Consider the following 17,577-nt stretch of genomic DNA (forward strand, 5'->3'; position numbering starts at 1 on the left):
TATTACCAATAATATGATTTTTTCAGAGCCTTTCGCTCCTCGCTTTCCTCATGTTCTCTTTCTCCAAATAGCTCATCTTTCCTTGCTATAGTTGGATCAAACCAGTCGGCCTTTTTCTTTGCCCAGTCAATCCATTCAGCAGTTTTTTCATTGCCCATCTCTGCTTTTGATTCCAAATCATTAATGTATGCCCTTATTTTACAAGCTACATCATAATCCTTGGCCATGTTTGCTAATGCTATAGTTTTATCAACTTCTTCATTATATCTAATTCTGCGTTCCTCACGTAATCTTTTTTGTTCCTCTTCCCTTCGCTTTTCCTCTTCGTAAGCTTTCCGGTTTTTACGAACGACTTCAGATTCTTCATAAAGTTCTATAAGCATATCACCGAGCCTTGATTCTACTTTTTCCTTTTCTGAATCTCTAAAATACCTACTTTTACGAATACAAATTCTTAGTTTACCATTGAAAACATAATCATATTTTCGAATGTTGGGTTGACTTGCCCACCTATTATGGCGCTTTTCATCTTCATAGATAATTAATTCTTGTGCTTCCTGTCTAGTGATTTCATGCTTGATTTCATCCTGAGCCTCACATATTTCTAAATTTACACGTTCATTTTTAATTGTAAGTGAAAGATCATCATTAACAGTACCGCCCAAAATTTCAACTTGACGATAAAGAGTGTCAAGAATATGATAAACACGTGGAAGTGTTTCATTTGAAATAGCACCCGCAAGAAAAGGAGGACGATTAGAATAATTTTTGAAACCTCTTTGCGTACCCTCAGGTTTCGTGTCATTTTTGTTCCACTCTTTTACCTTTGAACGATTAGCTGTTATTTTTTTATGCAGCCTTGCACCTTCATCCGAAATCTGAATTTGTTCCGCTGCAAGTAGTATCTTTTGCCGTTCATTTTCATCTAAAAAAGCAAGTGTTTGATGTTGGTCCCCTGATTCTTTAATACCTACAAAAGATTTAGCTCCTGTTTTTTCAATAATCCCTTTTGTAGCAGGAAGAGAAGGCTTTTCTATTTTTTCCCCTGATCTAATCCTTGCCCAATAGCCCCTAGGTGGAACAGGAATATTTAATGATTTACATACTTTATGTATTGCAACATCTGATACACCATATTGAAGTGCCACATGAGCGACAGGATTTGACCATACTTCTTCATATAATTTCTCACGATTATAGACATTTCGTTCTCCAGAAACTGTTCTATAAGTAAGCTGGCCATTATCCTTTTCATCTGAAACTTCATTCACAAACATCTCTTTTTTGTCTTCATTCTGTGCTATAGCTTCTATTTTATCACTTTTTAGTTCTGATTGTTTTTTCCCTTCTCTCAAATCGCGTGTATCTTGAGAGGCAGAAGAACGTTTATATCGTTTTGGTACAACATTAATAGGAAGTATTACTTCACTTTGTTGGGATTCGGTTAATTAAATTTTTTCAACTGGCTTTCCAAAACTTAATTTAACCCAGTATCCTGAAGGTGGTATTGGAATATCAATTTTTTTACAAACCCTAAGCAAGTCAGCATATGAGACGTTATATTTTTTAGCAACACCAGATGCTGAAATCTCCCATATTTCATTATACAGAAGTTCTCTCTTTATTTTGAGAAACTGCTCCTCAGCCATAAAAATTCCTCCTCATATAATTTTTCTAGTAACAAAATATAGTATTTTCAATTAAATATCTTCCTCTTTAGAATCAAGCGAAAACGCGTACTCAAATAACTTTAAGTCTCTTGTTCCACGTTTTCGCTTAATATAAAAAGTAGGTCTCTTTTCATTTCTTCAAATTCTGAAATAATTGTATTAAGGCTCTTTTCGATATTTTGAACCTGAACCTCTGATATTCTCCCATACTTGTATGCAATTAATCGTTCGGCAATAATCTGGTAACTCCAACTGTCTAAATATCCTTCCTCATTATGTATTGCAAATCCAATCGGAAGGAGATCATTTCTCATTCCAATACTTACTGCCATTGGTGATATTCCAAGATAGTCTGCTGCTATCTTACAGGTAATTTTAGGAAATTTCCTTATTTCCTCATCTGAGTACTTTGGCATATTCTTCACCTCTATTTTTACTTTTTTTATTATGAGCATATAATTTTTGCACTTACCAAAATTATACAATTAATTCATTTTAAATTAAACATATAATAAAATACTATTTAAAATATTGGGATTGATGAAATAAACAAAAACACCCGCAAAGACAGCATTTCTGCCATCCTTGCGGGTGTCTTATAAACCTTATATATTCCATTCTAATTCCCTGCCATCTTTAAATACAAAGGTTATTTTCTCATCAGAATTTACAACTATCTTCTCAACAGTCCCTTTCCATACCTCTTCATCAAACTCAGTAATCAAGCTTTCTTTAGCTTCAAGCTCCTTAATAAACTCTAAAATTTTCTCCTTCTTAGCACTTCGCTCTAGTCTTTTTTCATTTATCCCTTCAATTTCCTTCTTAATATTTTCATACCTTGCAGCTAAAGCCCTGTACCTTTCTTCATACTCTTCTTGATTTAGAGCTGTTTGAGCATTCTCTTCTACACATTTTTTAAGCATTTCTGTAACAACATCAATCTCATTTTGAAGTTCCAATCTTTCTTTATCTAACTTTGAAGTATCTGTTAAGGCTTGTATTATCCCTTCATATCCTTCTAGGATTTCTTCCTTATTTTCAATTAGGCTATTAAATGCTTCAACAAAAGCCTGCTTTATTCTATCCTCATAGAGGTGCGGTGTACTACACTTTTTATCATTTTTAAATTTAGCGTTGCATTGCAAAATAACTCTTCGGTATTTACTTGTGGAGTGCCAGACCTTACTTCCGTAAAAGCTTCCACATTCACTGCAGACTATCTTTCCCGAAAAGCAGCTTCCTCCTGTTTTATAACCTTTTACCTCTCTGCTCTTATTTAGTTCATGCTGGACTATATCATATACTTCAGGAGAAGTTATAGCAGGATGGCTATTTTCAACATAATACTGTGGTATCTCTCCTTCATTAACTTTCTTTTTCTTAGTAAGAAAATCCACCGTAAAGCTCTTCTGTAAAATCGCATCGCCTTTATACTTTTCATTTTGAAGGATGCTTAGTACTGTACTTTGCTGCCATACTTCTTTACCTGATGGTGTTGGTATTTTACTTGCAGTTAAATGTTTTGCGATTCCTGATGGAGTTTTTCCTTCAAGGAAAAGTTTATAAATCTGTCTTACAACTACAGCTTCTTTTTCTACTATCTTAGGTAAGCCATTTTCTCCCTTTTCATATCCAAGAAATCTTTTATATGGTAAGCTTACTTTACCATCTACAAATCGCTTTCTCTGCCCCCATGTTACATTTTCACTAATGGATCTTGATTCTTCTTGCCAAGTCTACGGAAACATATCTTAAGGATTACCACCTTGACATTCTGGACATTTTCTTTGAAAGATATCAGAGCCATTACTTTTATATTGTTTCCCACAATGTTGACATTCTAATATATAAAAATATTGTCCATGATCAGAACCTTTCTCATGTGTGCATCCTAAGTTTTTCTGTTTATTCCTGTTAATATAACCTTTTGCTGTTGTTTTTGATTCGGACATAATCTTAAGCTCCTTCATACAAAATCTTTGTATTTTACCATTCTTTACAAAATATTATATACTTTTTAAAGATATTCTAGCAATGCTTCTTATACAATTAATGATTAATTATATCTTATCCGCTAAATAGTGCACACCCCTTCAATCAAAATCTCTAGGGGTGTGCATGTCCAACATAAAAAGCTATAAATCTAAGCTAAATAGCACTAAACTTTCCACTCAATTTCATCCAAAAAACAACGAAAACCCCTGAATTCAAGGGTTTTCCATTGTATTAAAATTATAGTTTATGTATGGTGGAGGCGAGGGGACATGCTATTCCATTATTTCTAATGGCACTGACTATATCTTTGACTTAATATTTTAAGCCACTTGGCGTATTATAGAAGTTATATTATGGTTAAAAACTTCTATCCTAGTACTTCCTATTCTCTACAGAGAACTTAGAAGCCTATGAGTCGATACAGGGCTGTTGAATTTCTTCACATACCCCTCGGTATTACCGTCATCTTCATGTATGTTACGGCTTCACCGATAAAGCCAAGTTTTCACTTATGAATTACTTCATAAGGCGACTCTATTATGAATCGAACCCCTGTCCGAAAGCAGCAACACCGCAGCATCTCCGAGTGCAGTCAGTATTTTGACATTCCCTCTATCTCACCCCTACTGACAGGGTTGAGATTTCAGTAGCTTCATAAATTCCGTTCCTAGGTCAAAGCTTTCCTAGGCTCGGTTCCCCACTAATTGACGCCCTATCCTAAGTCGTGGGACTCAAAGGGAGGACGAACAGCCAACTAGGCTGCTAATGCAAAATTGTCTTCTGCGTTTATCTTTAATTCCCAGTTTTTTAACGCTGGTCCAGGAAACCATCGACTCGCTTCTGCAGCACAACATACCCCCGTCGAAAGCCATGTACGCCCCCATGTGATATATTGCTTTGTTATAAAGCAGTATATATTTAGTTTTCAAAATCGTTCTTGTAATATAACATTCTAACATCATTTTATTCTCTTGTCAACAAGCTTCAATCAGCTCACATTTAGTATAATACATCATGAGTAGAGAGATATCAATAGGATTTTTGAGTTACATGAGTTAGTTTTTTATAGCCTGTATATAAGTTTCCACTACAGTAAATCTTACTATCATGTTCAAAAAATATAATTATTAATGGACAATGCAAATTTAATGTACATTGTCCATTAGATTTTTTTACTTTTCCGATTTTTAATTAGGATTGCTGATTGCTAGTTATCAAAATAATAATCAGCAATTTGAAATTAGTTATTACCTTTTATCCACTAACACTATCAACTTAAAAATTCATGCCTAAATTAAGAACATAGCTACTATAGTAGTAACTGTTAAGCCTATGGCTACTGGTTTTAAATTTCTTTTAGCTAATTCAAATACATCCACACCGCATATTGCCGCTACAGGTATTAGAGCCCATGGCACTACAGTACCTCCACCAACCCATATGCCTGCTATTTGTCCAAGTGCAGTCAAGGTCTCTACTCCGCCATTTATTGCTGTTGAAAATAATCTAGCTATAGAGCCTACTAATGAAATTCCTGAAAATCCCGAACCATCTAATCCAGTTATAGCTCCTACTGTAGTTGAAGTAATAGACGCAACTATAGAATTTAACGGAACTTTACTTGCTAAGGCAGCTCCTAAATCATTTACTATACCACTAGAATTTCCAGGTAGTATTTTACCAAATATATCGTTAAATGCAGAGTCACCTAAGTAGAAAAAAGCAGCTACTGGTATAACTACACCAAATATTTTAAATCCAAACTGCAATCCCTTAATTAAATTACTTGTGATTTCTTCTAGTGAATCCTTCTTATAAGTTATTATAGAGATTAAGCTTAGTATAAAAACTGCCGTTCCTCCTATTATAGCAGTAGCATCTCCCCCCTGTAGCTCTGCTTTATACATTACAAGTATATCTAAGGCAAACAAAACAAATATAATTAGAGCTAAAATTTTTCTAGTAATCTCTGATCTAATTAAATGCTCTGGATTATCTCTCACTACTTCTTCAGCTTCATCTTGAATTGATAATTCTCCAGATTTAATATCCCTTCTTATCATATAAAATGCAGCTATTGTAGTTACAAGTCCCATTGTAATAGTTAATGGAATACTTGCTCTTATTACCTTTGATACTTCAACTCCAGCAGCATCTGCTGTAAGCTTAGGGGCTGCCTGAATTATATAGTCACTAGATAGTGCTATACCATGTCCAAATAGGTTCATTGCTACAGCTGCTCCCATGGCTGGAAGTCCTGCTTTTTTAGCTATAGGTAAAAAAAGTGCACCTATAAGGGCAACAGCTGGTGAAGGCCAGAAAAACCATGAAAGTACCATCATAACTAATCCTATAATCCAATATGCCACCCAATAAGACTTTATTATCCTTTTAAATGGATGCACCATCTCTTCATTTATACCTGATGTAACTAGTACATTACTCATAGCAGTTATAACAGAAATTATGAGTATTGTAGGCATTAATTCTTTTGTTGCATAGATGAAGCTATTGAATACTGCCATAACAGACTTATATAAGGAGCCTGTCCCGATTAGTCCCAGAACAAGTATTCCTAATATACATATTAATGATATGTCTCTTTTCTTTATCATAGCTACAATAATCACAAGTATAAATACTAAATAAACATAGTGTAGTGCATTTAAAGTTATTGTCATGCTAATCCTCCGCATAAAATTGGTATATTATAGATTATGCGGACTTATAAATCAGTGTGATAAATAAAAAAAGGGCCTTAAACTTCAAGGCCTATCTATATCTTTCTTTCATTTGTCTGTCTATATCTCTTTTTGCACTCTTTTCCGCTATAGCATCTCTCTTGTCATAATTCTTTTTACCTCTTGCTACTCCAAGTGCAAGTTTAACTTTTCCTTTTTTCAAGTAAAGGCTTAATGGTATTAATGTAAATCCCTTTTGAGCTGTATACCCTAATAAAGTATCTATCTCCTTCTTATGAAGTAACAACTTTCTTTCTCTTAATGGATCTTTATTAAATATATTTCCTTTTTCATATGGACTTACGTGCATATTGCAAACGAAAACTTCTCCATTTTTAACCTGGGCATAACTATCTTTTAAATTGGCTTTTCCGCCTCTTATTGACTTAACTTCTGTACCTACAAGAGCAATACCTGCCTCAAAAACTTCATCTATAAAGTAATCATGATATGCTTTTCTGTTTTGTGCAAGACTATTACTTTTATTATCTTTCCCCATATTAACACCTACTTCTAAATAGTCGTTTGTGGGTATATATTATACACTGTCATAAATTATTAGTCAAGCTATACCAACAAGTTATCTATTTTCTTATTCAATTTTTCCTCATTAATGGCATCCTTAATTTCATCTTCACTCAATTTTGAAATTGGTATCTTAGGTAATTGCTCTACTGTTTCATCAGTTTCATCTTCATTTTTTAATATATCAAAGTATATTTCATAAGAATCTAAGTCTACTTTTGCAACTTTAATTCTTATTTCATCACCTAGTCTATATATTCTCTTAGTTCTTTCACCAATTAAGCATAGATGTTCTTCATCATATACATAGTAATCATCATCCATATTACTAATGTGAACTAATCCCTCTACTGTATTTGGAAGTTCAACAAACATTCCAAAGTTGGTTACTGAAGATACTATTCCATGGTATTCTTCTCCTATTCTTTCACTCATATATTCTGCTTTCTTCAAGTCGTCAACTTCTCTTTCAGCTTCTACAGCAATTCTCTCCATATCTGATGATTGAATAGCTGCATAATCTACTGCCTTTTGTAACTGCTTATATCTATCATCATCAACTGCTCCATATATAGATTCTTTAATTATTCTGTGGATAATTAAGTCTGGATATCTTCTTATTGGTGATGTAAAGTGACAGTAATATTTAGCTGCAAGCCCAAAGTGACCTATACATTCCGGAGAATATCTTGCTTGTTTTAATGAACGAAGCAACAATGTATTTACCACAGTCTCTTCTTTTTTTCCTCTTACTTCTTCAACTATTTGTTGTAATGCCTTTGGATGTACTTCATTGCTGGCTTTTATAAAATATCCTAAATTATAAGCAAATGTTCTAAATCTTTGAAGCTTTTCTTCATCTGGATCTTCATGGACTCTATATACAAAAGGCAACTTAGTCCAGAACATGTGCTCTGCTACTGTTTCATTACATACAAGCATAAATTCTTCAATTATTCTATTAGCAATTGCTCGTTCATAAGGTTTAATATCTATAGGTTTTCCATTATCATTTAATATAATTTTACATTCTTCAAAATCGAAATCAATAGCTCCTCTTCTTATTCTTTTGTTATATAAAATATCACATAACTCTTCCATTACTTTAAAGTCTTCATGTAAGTAATTATATCTTTCTATAAGTTCTTCATCATGATCTCTTAATATCTTAGTTACATCAGTATATGTCATTCTTTCATTTGTCTTTATTACACTCTTGGTAATTCTATAATCCACAACTTTACCTTGATTGTTTATTTCCATAAAACAAGACATAGCAAGTCTATCTACTTTAGGGTTCAAACTACAAATTCCATTTGATAATTCTCTTGGCAGCATTGGGATAACTCTATCAATTAGATAAACTGATGTAGCCCTTTTTAATGCTTCTTTGTCCAGTGGATTCTTTTCTTTAACATAGTGAGATACGTCTGCAATATGAACTCCTAGATAATAGTTGCCATTTTCAAGCTTTTGTATTGATACAGCATCATCTAAGTCTTTAGCGTCTTCTCCATCTATGGTAACCATTTTAATATCTCTTAAATCTTCTCTATTTTCATATTCCTCTGGTGGTATTTCTTGAGATATATTTTGTGCATAACTTTGAACTTTTGGTGGAAATTCTTCTGGAAGTTTAAATTTCTTTATAATTGTGAGAATATCAATTCCCTTTTCTCCCTTTTTGCCGAGAATTTCTTTAATTTCACCCTCTGGATTTCTTCTCTTTTCTGGCCATTGAGTTATTTTAACTATTACTATGTCTCCTTGAGAAGCTCCATTTGAGTGATCTTTAGGTATAAATATATCTTGATGTATTCTCTTATCCTCTGGAACTACAAAACCGAAATTTTTGCTTGCTTCGTAAACTCCAATTATTGTATCATTTGCTCTTTCTGTAACTCTTATTATTTCACCTTCACGTTTCTTGCCCTTATTTTCTTCTCTAAGCACTTTAGCTACTACTCTGTCTCCATTCATAGCGCCATTCATATATGAAGATATAATAAACAAATCTGGACTTCCATCATCTGGTATAACAAAACCATACCCTCTTTGATGCCCTTGAAGTCTTCCAACAATGAGTCCCATCTTTTCTGGAACACCATAATGATTTGTTCTTGTTTTTATTACACTTCCTTCTTTTTCCATAGACTTTAGTATATCCTTAAAATCTTTCATGTCAGATTTTGATATACCAAAAACTTGGGCCAACTCTTGTATATCCATAGGTTTATATGCCTGTTCTCTCATAAAATCTAAAAGTACTTTTTTTATGTTCACTAATTTTCCCTCCAATCGTATAAACACTATATTATGTATTGTTTGCTTTTCTGGCTATTATTAATCGCATGTTTTATTTTTTTAACTTTATCTATTCAATATCCACAATATGAATTTTAATAACATTTATATTTTGATAACATTATATATATTTTAATACTAACTTAATTATCATACCTAGTCAAACTTTGGTTTTCGAAGTATTATTTTCTGAAAATATAATTTATAATATGAAAATAAAGAATTAGTTCTAACAATGAGTAAAGTGCTATAAAATAGCGGCATGTAAGATTACTTGGCTAACGCATATATGTATCACTGAGAAACCTTCAGTTCATAAAGTAGTACTAAAGGCTGCTTTATTTACCTTGTATAATGAACTCATAGTAAATTCATTATACTTTTCCTTTCTTAAAGATAATTTACTATAATAACATAAGACGCTGTGGATTAGTTTTTTTACATATAGCTAGACTATTTAAATTAGGATATAACCACAGCTTTATGCTTATTTGTTAATTAGTTAGATAACGCATGACGTTTTATATAGAGCAAGGATACATTTAGCATAAAGTGAGTGGAACATAGCGGACTAAACTATAAGGAGTGTTCTTATGATTTATATTGGAATCGATGTAGCTAAAGAGAAGCATGACTGCTGTATCGTTGATTCAGATGGTGTTATTATTAATGATTCTTTACGTATATCCAATTCTCGTGAAGGCTTTGAATTGCTTTATTTCTCAATTCTTTCCTCTCTGCCTGACAAGGATATTTCTAACGTAAAAATAGGACTTGAATCAACAGGTCATTATAGCACTAATCTCCAAAACTTCTTGTATGCTAAAGGTTTCAAGCTTTCTATTCTCAACCCTTTAGCTACAAATCTTTTCCGTAAGGCTCAAACCCTTAGGAAAACTAAGACCGATAAAACGGATGCATTAGTTATTGCTAAAATGCTCTTTTCTGATGATACAAAATCCTATTCACCAGTATCATATCAGATTCAAGAGCTAAAGTCACTAACTAGACATAGATATCGTTTAATCGGTTATAGAGGAAAATTAAAAATATCAATAACAAGACTAATAGATATCATGTTTCCTGAACTACCTAAATACTTTTGGTCAATTCATCAAAATTCCTCTTATTGCCTCCTGTCGGAGTTACCTGGTCCGCAGGACGTGGCTAATTGCCATCTCACTAAGCTTACTAGTATTCTAAGTAAGGCTTCTAGGGGCAAATATGGAAAAGATAAAGCTACCGCTTTAAAAGAAGCCGCTAGGCATTCAATTGGAACTAGCACAAAATCTTTATCTTTTGAATTACAACAAACTATTAGGTTAATTCAATCAGTTCAAGCTGAGATTGATGCTTTAGACCTTCAAATAAAAGAAGTTGTTACCGAGATTAATTCTCCAATAATGAGTATTCCAGGTATCTCATATACTCTAGCAGCTATAATACTTTCTGAAATTGGAGATATAGAGAAGTTTACAAGCCCAGCTAAACTTTTAGCATTCGCTGGATTAGATCCTTCTACATATCAATCTGGTAAATACAGTGCTTCTCATACACCGATGGTAAAACGTGGCTCTACATATCTCCGTTGGGCTATACTTACTGCATCTAGAACTGTTTCAATGAGAGATTCAACCTTTGCATTATACTTATCAAAGAAACAGTCAGAAGGTAAGCATTACTATGTTGCCATGAGCCATGTTGCTAAAAAGCTTATACGTGTTGTATTTTATCTTTTAAAAACCAATACCACATTTATTCCACAAATGTAATCCTGACTTTTTAAAAAAGGCAACTAGGTTGCTTTATTTGTCATGCACTTTTTTAAGAAACTAAAAATATAACTTTTCTTTTAAAATTACCTTGACTTCATATAGTTAGTCTAATTACAGGTACTAAAAATAAGAAGGTGTATAATTCACTAAGAGAATTTTGAGCAAGTTCTAGAAATTCTTATAAAGTGAATAGTTAAGGAAAACTTATCTCCATTGGTATTAAGAAAAGTTTTCAATTATAGAAAAACAAGTGTTTAGCTTTGTTAACTGAATTATCGATAAGGCAACTAAATTTAACAAATTAAATAAAATTAAAATTTTTCGTAGCAAAGCGGAGAAAAATATCCATTAATATGATAATTCACCTGCAATACTATATATAAATTTAGGCTATGTTTTAAAAAATTAAAACATAGCCTAAATTTAAAACATATAATACTTTTATAGCACTATATGTTTTATACAAACTTTATAATGTTTTTATACTAGAAATATATATGTAATACTATAAGTTAAAAATCAAATTATTTTATTAAAGTTAAGCACGCTGTTATTACTGCAAATAATATTGATAAAATAATAGTCAATCTGACTAAAAATGATTCATAAGTTCTTGTTTTATTCTTTGCGTAAAATGTTTCTCCACTGGAAGATATTAAATTAAAACCATCTGCTTTTCCTGGCTGTCTTAAAACAGTAACTATAAGTGCAACTGCTACTATTATTTGTGCAATTTGTAAAAATCTATGCACCTACATGCACCTCCTATTTCTATAAGTTTATCTACTATTTATCTTTACATTATTTCTATTCTATCATACTATACAATAAATTACAATAAAAACAAAGCTGCTTGCTTTATACATAAAAATTACCCTTATTCATATTACCATAATACTATTTGTAACTATAAACATTGCATCAGTATATTATATATAAGGAGGAGGATGCCATGTCGTATGCAAATTCATTAACCCCAGCACAGCTTGCTATTCTTTCATCAGTGGTTGCAGTAGCTTTATCTCAAAACCTTAATGCAGATGAAATAAATATTTTAGGAAATTTTGTAACAGCCGTTGGTGCCACATTGCTAATTATTGCAGCTAAAATGGCATCTGACGAGTCTCAGCAGCAATCACAAAATCAAAATAATGGTTCAAAAAATAATTCGCATAATTCACAAAGTAAATCAAACTATTTCTAAATTAGAAATAATTTTTACAATCAAATTCCATCTGAATATAATAACTACTTATACCAAAGTAATAATATTTATGAGAATGATACTTATAAAAGTAAGGGCTATCTAAAAGGTACTCTCACCTCTTTTTAGATAGCCCTAATTCACAAAATATTATTTTTTAAGGTTATAGAAAGCGTTAAGTCCTCTATACTCTCCCATATTTGCTAATTCTTCTTCAATTCTTAATAATTGATTGTATTTAGCAACTCTTTCACTTCTTGCTGGAGCACCAGTTTTGATTTGACCAGCATTTACAGCAACAACTAAATCAGCTATTGTAGTATCTTCAGTTTCTCCAGATCTGTGAGAAACTACTGCTGTGTATCCAGCTCTTTCAGCCATTTCTATTGTATTTAAAGTTTCAGTTAATGTTCCTATTTGGTTAAGTTTTATAAGAATTGAGTTAGCAACTCCTCTTTCAATTCCCATTGAAAGTCTCTTAGTGTTAGTTACAAATAAGTCATCTCCAACTAATTGAACTTTTCCACCAAGCTTTTCAGTTATTAACTTCCATCCTTCCCAATCTTCTTCTGCCATACCATCTTCAATTGAGATTATTGGATATTTTTCTACTAAGTTTGCATAGTAGTCAACCATTTCAGCTGGAGTTAGAGATCTTCCTTCTCCTTTTAATTCATACTTTTTAGCTTCTGTATTGTAGAATTCAGAAGATGCTGGGTCTAAAGCTATAAATATTTCTTCTCCTGGTTTGTATCCTGCTTTTTCAACAGCTTCTATGATAACTTGAATAGCTTCTTCGTTGCTGTTTAAGTTTGGAGCAAATCCACCTTCATCACCAACACCAGTTGATAAGCCTTTATTCTTTAATAAGCTTTTTAATGTGTGATATATTTCTGCACACATTCTTAAAGCGTGAGAGAAAGATTTAGCGCCTGCAGGCATTATCATGAATTCTTGTAGATCTACGTTATTATCAGCATGAGAACCACCGTTTAATATGTTCATCATAGGCACTGGTAAGACTTTAGCGTTAACTCCGCCTATGTATTGATATAAACTAATTCCTAAATATTGTGCAGCAGCTCTAGCACAAGCAAGTGATACTCCAAGCATTGCATTTGCTCCAAGTTTACCCTTGTTTTCAGTTCCATCAAGTTCTATCATTATTTTGTCTATTGCTACTTGATCAAATGCATTCATTCCAACTAATTCTTCAGCAATAATTTCATTTACATTTTCAACAGCCTTTTCAACGCTTTTTCCCATGTAAACAGATTTATCATTATCTCTTAATTCAACAGCTTCAAATATACCTGTTGATGCTCCTGATGGAACTGCTGCTACTCCTACTGTTCCATCTTCTAATTCTACTTCTACTTCTACAGTTGGGTTACCTCTTGAATCTAATATTTGTCTAGCATAAACATCCACTATTTCTACGAAAGTCTTCATTAATATCTCCTCCTAAAATTTAGATAGAATTTATATATACAGTAGAAAACAGTAAATCTGTTTCCTACCGCACTAAATCTTTTTATTATTTAGATTTTATTAAGTTTTTACCTGTCATTTCTTTAGGAACCTCAATTCCCATTTCATTGAGCATTGTAGGTGCTATATCAGCAAGTATACCACCATCTATCAAATCTTTTTCTTTAGCATCATTAGATACATAAATAAATGGTACAAGATTAGTAGTATGTGCTGTCATTGGCCCACCTGTAGAATAGTCTACCATTTGTTCACAGTTTCCGTGGTCTGCAGTTATAAATATTGAACCATTTTTCTTTAGTATTTTATCCACAACTCTACCTAAACATTCATCCACAGTTTCCACCGCTTTTATAGCTGCTTCAATTACACCTGTATGCCCTACCATATCTGGGTTTGCATAGTTTAGTATAATTGCATCATATTCATCAGAATCTATTCTCTTTAAAACCTGATCAGTTACTTCATAAGCACTCATTTCAGGTTTTAAATCATAAGTTGCAACCTTTGGTGAAGGTATCAATACTCTATCTTCATTAGGGTATGGCTCCTCAACTCCACCATTAAAGAAAAATGTTACATGAGCATATTTTTCTGTTTCAGCTATTCTTAATTGTTTCTTTCCAAGATTACTTAAATATTCTCCGAAAGTATTTTTATAACTTTCTGGTGCAAATGCTACATAAACATTTTCGATTGTCTTATCATATTCTGTTAAAGTTACAAAGGTTAAATCTAAATTTTCTCTTTCAAAACCTTCAAAAACTTTATCATTGATTGCTCTTGTAAGTTGTCTTGCTCTATCTGGTCTAAAGTTAAAGAATACTACAGAATCACCATCTTTAATAGTAGCTGTAGGCTCCCCATTTTTTAAAATAACTGTAGGAAGAACAAACTCATCTGTCTTATTATCATGATAAGATCTTTCTATAGCCTCTTTTGTATTAGCCGCATTTTCACCTTTTCCTAACACAAGAGCATCATATGCAAGTTCAACTCTTTCCCATCTTTTATCTCTATCCATAGCATAATATCTTCCTGATAAAGTAGCAATACTACCTACTCCTATTTCCTTCATATAGTTTTCAATCTCTTCTATATATTTTGGAGCTGAATCTGGAGGTGTATCCCTACCATCTAAAAAAGCATGTACATATACCTTTTTTATTCCACTTTTCTCAGCAAAGCTAAGTAATCCCTTTAAATGTTCTATATGTGAATGTACTCCCCCATCTGATAGTAGTCCTAAAAAATGAAGTGAGGAGTTATTTAGTTTAACATTATTAGCAGCTTTTAATAGCGCCTCATTGTTATACAAATCTCCATCTTCTATAGCTTTTGTTATTCTTGTAAGTGCTTGATATATAATTCTACCTGCACCTATATTTAGATGACCAACTTCTGAATTTCCCATTTGCCCTTCTGGAAGTCCAACGGATAACCCACTGGCACCTAACTTAGTGGAAGGATATTCTACTAAAATTTTATCAAGATTAGGTTTTTTAGCTGTTCTAACTGCATTTCCATCTTCATGGCTTGATATACCAAATCCATCTAGAATAGCTAACATTACAGGTTTTTTGCCCATTTAATCACCTCCGTTATATAAGAATTTTACATCATAGAATTCTTATATTATTTATCAAAATTTACTATTCCTGCAAAATCTTCTGCTTTTAATGAAGCTCCTCCTATAAGACCTCCATCTATATTAGGTTTTGCCATTTGTTCTTTTATTGTAGATGGCTTAACTGAACCACCATATTGGATTCTTGTTTTTTGTGCAGATTCATCTCCAAACATTTTTCCAATTGTTTTTCTTACGAAAGCTATTGTCTCTTCAGCTTGTTCTGCCGTAGCAGTTTTTCCTGTTCCTATAGCCCATACAGGTTCATAAGCTATTATAGTCTTTTCAATTTGTTCTTTTGTAAGTCCTGCTAAATCAAGCTTTATTTGTGTTCCTAATACTTCTTCAGTTATATTTGCTTCTCTTTCTTCAAGAGTTTCTCCTACGCAAAGTATTGGAATTAAATTATGTTCAAAGGCTTTTTTCATTTTTTTATTTAAGTCCTTATCATTTTCACCAAAATATTGTCTTCTTTCACTATGTCCTAATATTACATAGTCTACTCCTATTTTTTCTAACATAACAGGTGAAGTTTCTCCAGTAAAAGCTCCACTTTCTTCAAAATGCATATTTTGAGCTCCTACTTTTATATTAGTATCTTTAGTGGCTTTTATTACAGCATCTAAGCATATAGTTGATGGGCAAACAACTACTTCACAAAGAGCATCTTTAACTAACGGTTTTAAATCCTCTATAAGTTTAACTGCTTCTGATACAGTGTTATTCATCTTCCAATTTCCTGCTATAATGGCTTTTCTCAATTCATACACCCCTTATCATTTATGTACTATGAATTAGACACGGATATTGAAACTACTTACCTAAAATTTAATCATAAAATTTCTATTACAGGAAGTTATAAAAATTTTATATAGATAAAGCATCCTCTTCTAGTCCCTAATATCTAGTACTTCTTATAATATTTTTCTATTATTACTCTAATTATTTATCAGTAAGTGCTGCTATTCCTGGTAGTTCTATTCCCTCTAAGAATTCAAGTGATGCACCACCGCCAGTTGAAATGTGTGTCATCTTATCTCCAAAACCTAAATTATTAACTGCTGATGCACTATCTCCACCACCAATTATTGTAGTTGCATTTGATTCAGCCATAGCTTTTGCAACAGCTATAGTTCCTTTTGCAAAGTTTGCAAATTCAAATACTCCCATAGGTCCATTCCAGATTACTGTCTTAGCATCTTTTATAGCATCAGCAAAAACTTCTGCTGTTTTTGGTCCTATATCTAATCCTTGATGATCAGCTGGTATATCTCTGCCTTCTGATATTTTTGGTTCTGCATTTTCATCAAATTTATCAGCATAAGTAACATCTACAGGAAGTAATAATTTTACTCCTTTGTCTTCTGCTTTTTTCATCATTTCTTTAGCATACTCTATTTTATCTTCCTCTAAAAGTGATTTACCTATCTCATGTCCTAGTGCTTTTAAAAATGTATAAGCCATTCCTCCGCCTATTATTAATGTATCTACTTTATCTAACAAGTTATTAATTACACCAAGTTTATCTGAAACTTTAGCTCCTCCAAGTATTGCAACAAATGGTCTTTCTGGGTTTTCTACTGCTTCTCCTAAAAATTGTAATTCCTTTTGAATTAAGTATCCACATACTGATTCACTAACAAACTTTGTCACACCAACTGTTGAACAGTGTGCCCTATGAGCTGTTCCAAATGCATCATTTACAAATACATCAGCAAGTGAAGCTAATTCTTGTGAAAAGTTATCTTCATTCTTAGTTTCTTCTTTTCTATATCTTGTATTTTCAAGTAATACAACATCACCATTCTTCATGTTTTCTACTGCAGCTTTTGCATTTTCTCCAACTACATTACTGTCAGCTGCAAATATTACTTCTTTTCCTAGCATTTCAGAAAGTCTTTTAGCTACTGGTAATAATGATAATTCTGGTTTTGCTTCTCCCTTAGGCTTTCCAAGGTGTGAACAAAGTATAACCTTAGCTCCTTGATTTATCAAATATTTAATTGTGGGCATAGCACCTAATAATCTATTTTCATCAGTTATAACTCCATCTTTAAGGGGAACATTAAAATCACATCTTACTAACACTCTTTTACCTTGAACTTGTATATCCTCTACAGTTTTCTTATTTAATTTCATAATAATATCTCCCTTCACTTTTTTCTGAAAATATATTGAGCAATTCAAGTAATTTCTAACACTTCCTAGATAATTATAATACTAAATCGAGTCAATATCAAAATAA

The 17,577-nt window shown here is 32.4% G+C and carries 15 protein-coding genes and 1 other RNA gene; 2 read left to right on the plus strand and 14 right to left on the minus strand.

Annotation, left to right across the window (positions count from 1 at the left end; genetic code table 11):
- Positions 1–2 precede the first annotated feature (2 nt).
- The 9 genes from ACWW38_RS05490 to rnr form a co-directional block, all read right to left on the minus strand.
- Positions 3–1,355, minus strand: a complete 1,353-nt coding sequence (locus ACWW38_RS05490; RefSeq protein ID WP_456259803.1) for a hypothetical protein — start codon at positions 1,353–1,355, stop codon at positions 3–5.
- A 93-nt stretch (positions 1,356–1,448) separates the two neighbouring features.
- Positions 1,449–1,649, minus strand: coding sequence for a hypothetical protein (locus ACWW38_RS05495; RefSeq protein ID WP_456259804.1), 201 nt, complete (start codon positions 1,647–1,649; stop codon positions 1,449–1,451).
- A gap of 101 nt (positions 1,650–1,750) precedes the next feature.
- Positions 1,751–2,086 (minus strand): hypothetical protein, encoded by a 336-nt coding sequence (locus tag ACWW38_RS05500; protein WP_456259805.1) that lies wholly within the window; start codon positions 2,084–2,086, stop codon positions 1,751–1,753.
- A 189-nt stretch (positions 2,087–2,275) separates the two neighbouring features.
- Entirely contained in the window at positions 2,276–3,382 is a 1,107-nt protein-coding gene (locus tag ACWW38_RS05505; protein WP_456260420.1) for a recombinase family protein, read from the minus strand.
- A 39-nt stretch (positions 3,383–3,421) separates the two neighbouring features.
- On the minus strand, positions 3,422–3,622 hold the full coding sequence (locus tag ACWW38_RS05510; RefSeq protein ID WP_456259806.1) for a hypothetical protein: 201 nt from the start codon (positions 3,620–3,622) through the stop codon (positions 3,422–3,424).
- 583 nt (positions 3,623–4,205) lie between these two features.
- Positions 4,206–4,538, minus strand: a transfer-messenger RNA (tmRNA) gene (gene ssrA / locus ACWW38_RS05515).
- Between the two features lie 416 nt (positions 4,539–4,954).
- The gene (locus ACWW38_RS05520) at positions 4,955–6,346 is read right to left on the minus strand and encodes a hypothetical protein (RefSeq protein ID WP_456259807.1); all 1,392 of its coding nucleotides are present in this window, start codon (positions 6,344–6,346) and stop codon (positions 4,955–4,957) included.
- 91 nt (positions 6,347–6,437) lie between these two features.
- Positions 6,438–6,905, minus strand: a complete 468-nt coding sequence (gene smpB, locus ACWW38_RS05525; protein ID WP_456259808.1) for an SsrA-binding protein SmpB — start codon at positions 6,903–6,905, stop codon at positions 6,438–6,440.
- Between the two features lie 68 nt (positions 6,906–6,973).
- Positions 6,974–9,214: a ribonuclease R gene (gene rnr / locus ACWW38_RS05530; RefSeq protein ID WP_456259809.1), complete on the minus strand. Its 2,241-nt coding sequence runs from the start codon at positions 9,212–9,214 to the stop codon at positions 6,974–6,976.
- Between the two features lie 614 nt (positions 9,215–9,828).
- On the opposite strand from rnr, the gene ACWW38_RS05535 reads away from it, so the two are divergent.
- Positions 9,829–11,007, plus strand: a complete 1,179-nt coding sequence (locus tag ACWW38_RS05535; RefSeq protein WP_456257925.1) for an IS110 family RNA-guided transposase — start codon at positions 9,829–9,831, stop codon at positions 11,005–11,007.
- 527 nt (positions 11,008–11,534) lie between these two features.
- Here the strand turns inward: ACWW38_RS05535 and secG are convergent.
- On the minus strand, positions 11,535–11,762 hold the full coding sequence (gene secG / locus ACWW38_RS05540) for a preprotein translocase subunit SecG (protein WP_456259810.1): 228 nt from the start codon (positions 11,760–11,762) through the stop codon (positions 11,535–11,537).
- 200 nt (positions 11,763–11,962) lie between these two features.
- Here secG and ACWW38_RS05545 point away from each other — a divergent pair, with 200 nt between their 5' ends.
- Positions 11,963–12,214, plus strand: a complete 252-nt coding sequence (locus ACWW38_RS05545) for a hypothetical protein (protein WP_456259811.1) — start codon at positions 11,963–11,965, stop codon at positions 12,212–12,214.
- 150 nt (positions 12,215–12,364) lie between these two features.
- Here the strand turns inward: ACWW38_RS05545 and eno are convergent, their stop codons facing one another.
- The 4 genes from eno to ACWW38_RS05565 all read right to left on the minus strand — a co-directional run bounded on the left by eno (position 12,365) and on the right by ACWW38_RS05565 (position 17,471).
- Positions 12,365–13,666 (minus strand): phosphopyruvate hydratase, encoded by a 1,302-nt coding sequence (gene eno, locus ACWW38_RS05550; protein ID WP_456259812.1) that lies wholly within the window; start codon positions 13,664–13,666, stop codon positions 12,365–12,367.
- Positions 13,667–13,751: 85 nt separating this feature from the next.
- Positions 13,752–15,293, minus strand: a complete 1,542-nt coding sequence (gene gpmI / locus ACWW38_RS05555) for a 2,3-bisphosphoglycerate-independent phosphoglycerate mutase (RefSeq protein WP_456259813.1) — start codon at positions 15,291–15,293, stop codon at positions 13,752–13,754.
- A gap of 47 nt (positions 15,294–15,340) precedes the next feature.
- Positions 15,341–16,093: a triose-phosphate isomerase gene (gene tpiA / locus ACWW38_RS05560; RefSeq protein WP_456259814.1), complete on the minus strand. Its 753-nt coding sequence runs from the start codon at positions 16,091–16,093 to the stop codon at positions 15,341–15,343.
- A gap of 181 nt (positions 16,094–16,274) precedes the next feature.
- On the minus strand, positions 16,275–17,471 hold the full coding sequence (locus ACWW38_RS05565; protein ID WP_456259815.1) for a phosphoglycerate kinase: 1,197 nt from the start codon (positions 17,469–17,471) through the stop codon (positions 16,275–16,277).
- Positions 17,472–17,577: the final 106 nt, after the last annotated feature.

Source organism: Clostridium sp. JNZ J1-5, assembly GCF_053901425.1.

Bases quoted from the DNA above. Each gene is read 5' to 3' on its own strand.
- ACWW38_RS05545 (WP_456259811.1), top strand. From the start codon at position 11,963: ATGTCGTATGCAAATTCATTAACCCCAGCACAGCTTGCTATTCTTTCA.
- eno (WP_456259812.1), bottom strand. From the start codon at position 13,666: ATGAAGACTTTCGTAGAAATAGTGGATGTTTATGCTAGACAAATATTA.
- ACWW38_RS05510 (WP_456259806.1), bottom strand. From the start codon at position 3,622: ATGTCCGAATCAAAAACAACAGCAAAAGGTTATATTAACAGGAATAAA.
- ACWW38_RS05535 (WP_456257925.1), top strand. From the start codon at position 9,829: ATGATTTATATTGGAATCGATGTAGCTAAAGAGAAGCATGACTGCTGT.
- gpmI (WP_456259813.1), bottom strand. From the start codon at position 15,293: ATGGGCAAAAAACCTGTAATGTTAGCTATTCTAGATGGATTTGGTATA.
- ACWW38_RS05565 (WP_456259815.1), bottom strand. From the start codon at position 17,471: ATGAAATTAAATAAGAAAACTGTAGAGGATATACAAGTTCAAGGTAAA.
- ACWW38_RS05500 (WP_456259805.1), bottom strand. From the start codon at position 2,086: ATGCCAAAGTACTCAGATGAGGAAATAAGGAAATTTCCTAAAATTACC.
- ACWW38_RS05495 (WP_456259804.1), bottom strand. From the start codon at position 1,649: ATGGCTGAGGAGCAGTTTCTCAAAATAAAGAGAGAACTTCTGTATAAT.
- ACWW38_RS05520 (WP_456259807.1), bottom strand. From the start codon at position 6,346: ATGACAATAACTTTAAATGCACTACACTATGTTTATTTAGTATTTATA.
- smpB (WP_456259808.1), bottom strand. From the start codon at position 6,905: ATGGGGAAAGATAATAAAAGTAATAGTCTTGCACAAAACAGAAAAGCA.